This window comes from Longimicrobium sp. (assembly GCF_036280135.1).
GTDB lineage: Bacteria > Gemmatimonadota > Gemmatimonadetes > Longimicrobiales > Longimicrobiaceae > Longimicrobium.
In genome coordinates this window covers 1-7,057 of record NZ_DASURI010000354.1, presented here as the reverse complement: position 1 = coordinate 7,057, position 7,057 = coordinate 1, and the positions used below count along the sequence as shown (strand labels likewise).

Annotated in this window: 4 protein-coding genes; 3 read left to right on the top strand and 1 reads right to left on the bottom strand. The window is 71.3% G+C overall.

From position 1 onward, the window contains the following. The first annotated feature begins 383 nt into the window (after positions 1-383). From VFZ20_RS11125 to VFZ20_RS11115, 3 genes are all read left to right on the top strand, one after another. Positions 384-5,105 carry an RHS repeat-associated core domain-containing protein gene (locus VFZ20_RS11125; protein WP_329683947.1) on the top strand — a complete coding sequence of 1,574 codons (4,722 nt, stop codon included), beginning with the start codon at positions 384-386 and terminating at the stop codon, positions 5,103-5,105. A gap of 11 nt (positions 5,106-5,116) precedes the next feature. Continuing rightward, entirely contained in the window at positions 5,117-5,434 is a 318-nt protein-coding gene (locus VFZ20_RS11120) for a hypothetical protein (RefSeq protein ID WP_329683946.1), read from the top strand. A gap of 143 nt (positions 5,435-5,577) precedes the next feature. Further along, positions 5,578-5,877, top strand: a complete 300-nt coding sequence (locus tag VFZ20_RS11115) for a hypothetical protein (protein ID WP_329683945.1) — start codon at positions 5,578-5,580, stop codon at positions 5,875-5,877. 147 nt (positions 5,878-6,024) lie between these two features. On the opposite strand, the gene VFZ20_RS11110 is transcribed toward VFZ20_RS11115, so the two are convergent. Next, positions 6,025-6,861, bottom strand: a complete 837-nt coding sequence (locus VFZ20_RS11110) for a surface-adhesin E family protein (protein ID WP_329683944.1) — start codon at positions 6,859-6,861, stop codon at positions 6,025-6,027. Between the last annotated feature and the right edge of the window lie 196 nt (positions 6,862-7,057).

Below are 7,057 nucleotides of genomic sequence, written 5' to 3'. Positions count from 1 at the left end.
GGGAGCATGGAGGTGCGCCGGCTGCATCGGAGCGGGATCGCCGATCGTGCTGCCCGGGCGCGGCCACGGGCCCACGGGACAAACGGCGCGGCCCGGATGGTCGCGCGCGATCGGGCGTAAAGGGGAACGCTTCCGAGGTGGTCGCGCAGCACGTTCGTCGCCGTGCTACGAAAATCGCAGGCTTTTCGTAACGAGCGTTTACGGGCGGAAGATGAAGATCAGCGGGCGCGAATCAGGGAAACATCTTGCGGACCCGACACCTCCTTTCTACAATCCGCCCGTTCAGCACCCCTCCGCGGACGCCACCGGCCGCTCCTGCTCCTTCCCCGGGGTGGGACGGGATCGATCCGTCCGCGCGTTTGCCATACCCGCCCCACCGCACCGTGAAGCCACACGTATTGGACCTGCTGCGCGTTAATGCCCAAACAGCGCTGTTCTGCCTTGCGGCAGTGACGGCGGCCCCCGCGCAGACGAGCGCCCCTCCCGCGGCCCCGCCGGACGCCATCACCCCGCAGGTCATCGACCCCAACCCGTCCACCACCCCGCCGTACGTGTACATCGAGCCGGGAGACGGCCGCACCTTCTACACGCCCACCGTCCCGGTAAAGGCGCACGCCTGCGACGCGCAGTACATCCACAGCGGCACCGTGAAGCTGTGGGTGAACGGCGTGCTCCAGGACGTGGCGTCCGCCTCCGCGTCGGCGTACACGGGATGTGCCGTGCACCGCACCATCTCCGCGAACGCCTCGCTGCAGGTGGGCACCAACTGGATCAAGGCCCAGGCGTGCGAGGGCGCCACGACGGCGTGCGGGGTGGACAGCGTGCGCTACACGTACAGCACGACGGACGCGACGCCGCCCACCGCCACCCTCGTGAGCCCGGCGGGAGGCAGCACCAGCAGCCTGTCGAGCATCGGCATCACGCTCAAGTGGTGCGACGACGGCGCGCTGAACCCCTCCAGCGTCCAGGTGACGTGGAACGGCGCGGCCGTCACCCTGCCCGCCGGCTCGTACTCCACGCAGACGGGGACCGCCGGGTGCTGGGCGGCCGCGCAGACGAACGTGTCGCTGCCCATGCAGGGCGGCAGCAACACCCTGCAGGCGTCCATCCGGGACGCGGGGGGCAACCTGTCCAACACCATCAACACCACGTACAGCTTCGTCCCCCGCATCTCCCTGGCGTCGCCGTCGGGGAGCCGGCGCCCGGACCTGTGCGCCGTGGACTGCTTCGACGCGGTGCTCAGCTACGACGCGCCGGGCTACGTGAGCATGGACGCGCCACGGGGCTTCGGGCTCGTGTACTCCAGCGGCCGGGCACGCCCCCGCGGCTTCGTGCAGCTGGACGTGGTGGACAACGCCTCGCCGGCCCCCACCCGGCTGTCGCTGCGCCTGCGCCGCCCCGACGGCTCCCTGCAGACGCTCATCGACGGCGGCACGGAGGTGTTCTACGACGCGGTGACGGGCCACAACCGCGTCTCGGCGTGGTTCGACGCGTCGTCCATGCCCAGCTGGGGCTACGCCTTCACGGCCGAGATCACCCGCCACACCTCCACGGGGACGCAGACGGAGACGGTGCCCGTGCGCGTCGTGGTCGTGAACGACGCGCAGAGCCCGTTCGGCGCCGGGTGGGCCATGAAGGGCGTGCAGCGGATCGTCGTCACGCCGCCGGCGGGGCAGCCCGCGGACGGCGTGCTGCTGGTGGAGGGCGGCGGCAACGCCCTGTTCTACACCACGCAGCCCTGCAACCCCGACGGAAGCTGCCCGTACGCGCCGCCCCGGGGCGAGTTCACCACCCTCACGCGCTACGGCGACCGCTACGAGCGGGCGGACGCGGACGGCAACACCGTCGTGTTCGACCTGGAGGGACGGCAGGCGCGGGTGAGCGACCGGTTCGGCAACACGACGTACTACTGGTACTTCCTCAACGGCTGCAACCCCACCTACTGCATGGTGGGGCAGCTGGGCGCCATCGTGGACCCCGCGGGCCGCGCCGACTCCCTGGCCTACAACGCCGCCACGGGGCTCTTCACCCGCTTCGACGTGCAGGGCGTGCCCCTGGCGGCCACGCACGACGCCAACCGCAACCTGGTGCGCATCGTGGACATCGACGGGGTGGAGGCCCTGGCAGCCACCTACGATGCCGCCCACCGCGTGGCCACCTTCACGGACCGCGCGGGCAACCAGTCCGGCGTGACCTACGACCGCTGGGGGACGCTGGCGGCGCTGGTGGGCCCCGCCTTTCGCGCGCAGGGCGGCACCTATCGCGACACCGTGCGCTTCCGCTCGCCCGAGGCGGCGGCGCTGCCCACGGGAACGCAGGGCTCCTTCGCCGACCCGGCGGACCGGGTGGACGGACGGACGGTGCGCGCCTGGACCCTCGGCACGCGCGCCGACACCACGCTCATCAAGCTCGACGCGTGGGGCGCCGCGGCCGAGGTGCGGGACCCGCGCGGGTACGTCACCAGCAGCGAGCGCAACGCCGACGGGCTCACGACGGCGGTCGTGGACAGCGTGAGCTCCGTCTACTACACGTGGAACGGGGCCCGGCTCACCCAGGCGGAGCAGCGGCGCCCGCAGCTGCGGACGATCGTCCGCGAGTACAACGGCCCGGGCCAGCGCCTCAGCCGCATCGTGGGACACGTCCCCGAGACGCGCATCTACTACGCCGACGCCAGCCGCGCCTTCGTGGTGGACAGCGTATACACGGAGGGGCGCGGGATGACGCGCTACACCTACGACACGCGCGGGCGGATGCTCACGGAGCGGGACTCCGCCGGGCACGTGCGCACGGTGGCGTACGCGCCCTCCGGCTGGCAGAACACGGCCACGGTCACCCTTCCCGGCGGGCGGACGACGACCGTGACCTCGTGGGACGCCTTCGGCCGGGCCACGGGGATTACGGGCCCGGACGGCCGCCCGCGCACCGTGCTGTACGACGCGCTGGGCCGGGTGCGCCGCGCGGAGGCGCCGGACTCGGGGGTGACGCTGTACCACTACGGCCGCGTGCAGCTGGACTCGCTGACGGATCCCCAGGGGCAGGTGCACCGCTGGACGCGCAACGAGCGGGGCTGGGTGGAGCGCGAGGTGCGCCCCGGCGACCTGCCGGGCACCCACATCACCGCCGCGTACGACCGCCACGGACGCTTGGCGTCCACGACGGACCGGCGCGGCAACACGGTGGGCTACGGGTACGACGCCCGCGACCGGGTCACGAGCATCACCAGCCCTCAGGGCACCACCACCTGGTCGTACGGGCCGGACCATCCCAACGGGCGTCCGCGGTGGATGGCGGCCAGCAGCGCCGTGAGCACCGACACGCTGGTGTTCGACGCCGAGGGGCGGCAGACGCGCGCCCTTATCCTGCGCCCCGTTCCCGGCGGAACGATGAAGTACGAGGTGGCATCCAGTTACGACCGCTTCGGCAGCCGCGACACCCTGCGGTACCGGGTGAACGGGGACGCGTGGCGGGTGGCGCGCACGCTCCGGGACGCGGGCGGCCGCGCGCGCACCCTCACGGACTTCGCGGGCGGGACCACCACGTTCACCTACGACGGCGAGGGATCGCTCACGCAGATCGCCCTGCCGGCGCAGACCACCACATTCGGCTACACCAGCAACCACCAGCCCAGCCGCGTCTCGCATCCGTCCAACACGCTGCTGGGAATCCACGCCGGCCTGTGGATGGCGTACGACGACGCCAACCGCGTGGTCAGCCGCGGCTGGGGTGACGACAAGACCTGGCGCGAGTACGCGTACGACGCGGCGGGCCGGCTTCGTGCCCACACGGACCTGTCGCAGTCCACCTCCCGCAGCTGCGGCAACGACCCGGACGACGGGTGGACCTGCACGTTGTCCACGACGGCCACCGTGACGGGCCAGCGGACGTACACCTACGACCGCACGGGCAACCCCACGGACCTGGGAGCTGTGGTGGTGGCCGGGAACCGGCTGCAGTCGTACAACGGGTGGACGCTGGAGCACGACGCGGACGGCAACGTCACCCGCAAGTACAATGCGACGCAGAATTACGCGTACACGTGGAACGCGCTGGGCCAGCTGGAGCAGGTGCGGCTCAACGGCGTGGTCACCGCCACGTACGGCTACGACGGCCTGGGACGGCGCGTGCGCAAGGCAGGCGCATCCACGACGGAGCACTCCCTGTACGACGGCGACGACCTGCTCCTGGACCTCACCGCGGCGGGCGCCGTGGCGGCCGAGTACCTGTACCAGGACGGCATCGACCGCCCCCTGGTGATGATCCGGGGGGGCACGCGATACGCCTACGCCATCGATCCCCAGGGCTCCGTGCTGGCCGTGGTCGACGGGACGGGGAACCCGGTGAACCGGTATCGGTATTCGCCCTTTGGCGCGGCCCAGATGGTGAGCGAGAACGTGGTGAACCGGCTGCGCTACGCCGGCCGCGAGTGGGACGCGGACGCGGGGATGTACTACCTGCGCAACCGCTGGTATGACCCCGCGCTGCAGCGCTTCGCCAGCCAGGATCCCATCGGCATCGAGGGCGGGCTGAACCTGTACGCGTACGCGGACAACGATCCAGTGAACCGCACCGACCCGCTGGGATTCAACCCGCAGGTGAACTGCCAGGCATACGATGCCAGCGCGCCCACCGAGGTGGTCCTGTGGTGCTGGGAAAGCTTCGGCGAGGAGATTGCCCGGCAGCGGCGCTGCGACATGGCGCCCGCGGAGTGCCGGCCCATGTACTTCCTGGGCATCACCGGCACGCGTACGCAGGGCGGCGGCGGCACGTTCGGGGCGGGCGTCGCGTGGACGGGGGACGGGCCGGCCATCTACAGCCGCAAGGGCGTGGCGTGGGGTGCCGGATGGTCGATTTCGGGCGAGGCGGGCTTCGTGAACCGCCTGGCCGCCGCACGGGGCTACAGCCTTGGCGGGTGCGTGGGCGGCGGTGCGGGGGTGGGCGGAGGTGGATGCGGCGCGTTCAACAACGACGGGTACGGCGCCAGCCTCAACGTGGGCGTGGGCACGCCCGTCGAGGCGCACGGCGAGATCACGTACACGCACGTCTACACGTTCAAGTCCGCCGTCGCGGTGCTGTTCAACGGAATTCGGGGCATCTACTACCCATGACGACACACGGGATGACGAATGAGGCGTGCGCCGGCCTGTGGTCGGGGCTGCGCGCGCGCCGCGTGGCGTACGTCGCCTCCATGCTGGGAATTCCGGCCACGGTGCCGGCCGCCATGCTGCTCTCGCGCTGGATCGCGGCGCCACTGCACTTCGTCATCCCCGCGGCCGCGGCGCTGGCGGTGTACGTGGCGATGGGAAAGCGCCTGATCCGCTGGCCCTGCCCGCGCTGCGGGCGGTCGTTTTCGGCGCGGCAGGACGCGGGACGCACCATCCCGCTCCCCAGCGCATGCGTGCACTGCGGGCTGCCGTACGAGGCGTGCGAGTGGTGACGGCGGGCCTGAAGCCTCAACCGTCCCAGACGCGGAGAACGACGGGCGCCTGGACCTGCTTCGCGCCTCGGTGCTGCTGTTCGTGGGCGTGGGGAACGGCGATCGCGCTCGCGTTCAGCCTGTGAGTCACGGTCGTGTACCTCGTGGCGGGACCGGCGCCCTTCGCGGAGAACGGCAGCAGCTACGGACGCGTCGTGCGTTCGTACCTGGCCTGCGGAGTGGGGGGAGGTCTGGTTGTGGGGCTGCTGCGGCCGTTCATCCGCAACGCCTGGGGCGCGGCGCTGATCGGCTTCGCGGCCGCCGTTCCCTGCATCATCGCGTTCCGCGTCGCCGTCCGCGGCGCGGGCGGGTGGGGCCCGGACGATCTGCTGGACGTGGTGGTGCTGTCCCTGGTCCTGGGCCCACTCTCCGGCTACCGGCTGTGGCACATGGCCGGCGGATGACGATCCGGATCCGTCGAGCCGGTCCGTGAACAAACGCGCGGGGCGGGGATCACTCCCCCGCCCCGCGCGTCTTTCATCTGATTTCTGAAAATCCGCTCGATCCCCCGCCCCGCGTCTTCTTCCCGATCGGCTGATGCGAACGAGCCGCTACCGGCGATCGGCCGCGCAGATGGCGGTGACGGCGGTTTCGGCAGTGGTTTCGGGCTCGGCGGCGATCCAGTCGCCGGACTCGCCGGGCGCCTTCCGATCCACCACGTCCTCGCCCATCCGGTAGATGGCCGAGAGAAAGCGCAGGCGCCGCTGCGCGCAGTCCACCTCGACCTGGCTGACGCTCTGGTCGTGCGGCACGGGCGACTCGGCCGGATCCGCGTAGTCCGCGCGGATCCACGCCCGGCGCAGGTCGCCGGTGGAGGTGACCGTGTTGCGGTCGTACGCCACGCGGAACTCCACGTCCTGCGAGATCACCGTCCAACGCGCGTCGATCCCGGGATAGAGCCTGCCCGCGGCCAGCTGGCGGCGCCGGTACTCCGCCGTGTATCCGGGGCCCATGTACAGCATGGAGACGTACTCGCCGTGGTCGTCGGTGCCGGACGACAGGGCGAACCCCGTCTCGCCGTCCCACCAGTCGGCGTAGTCCAGGCCCTCGTCGTCGGGGTCGCCGTACCGCCGCGTAAAGTCGCCCAGCAGGCCGGCGTACACGGTGTCGAGCGTGCCGGGGCGCAGGGCCAGGATGGTGGAGATCCCCACCAGCCGACCGTTCGCGAACAGGGCCGTCGTCGTGTTTGTCTCGTCCCCGAACACCAGGTCGCCGGGTTCCGCCGTCCCGTCTTCGTACGGCGGCACGCCGGCGGCCTGCATGGCCCGGGTGACGGCGTCGGGGCTGCTGCCCCAGGGAACGCCCTCGATTCCCAGCCCCTGCCCCACCAGCGGACGGGAGGCGAGGACGAGCAGAAGGCAGAGAATCAGTCGGCGGACGAAGCGCATGAATCGGATGGGGAACGGATGGATCAGCGGAAGGACGCTCAAAGCTATCCGCCCCGGCCCGATTGTCCACCCGCGCCGGACCCATCCGCCGCAACAGGCGAAAAAGACGGCGGGGCGGAGGATCAATCCCCGCCCCGCCGAACTCTCATCCGCGCGGACGTGCGTCCGTTACTTTCGCACTTTCGCACTTTCGCAC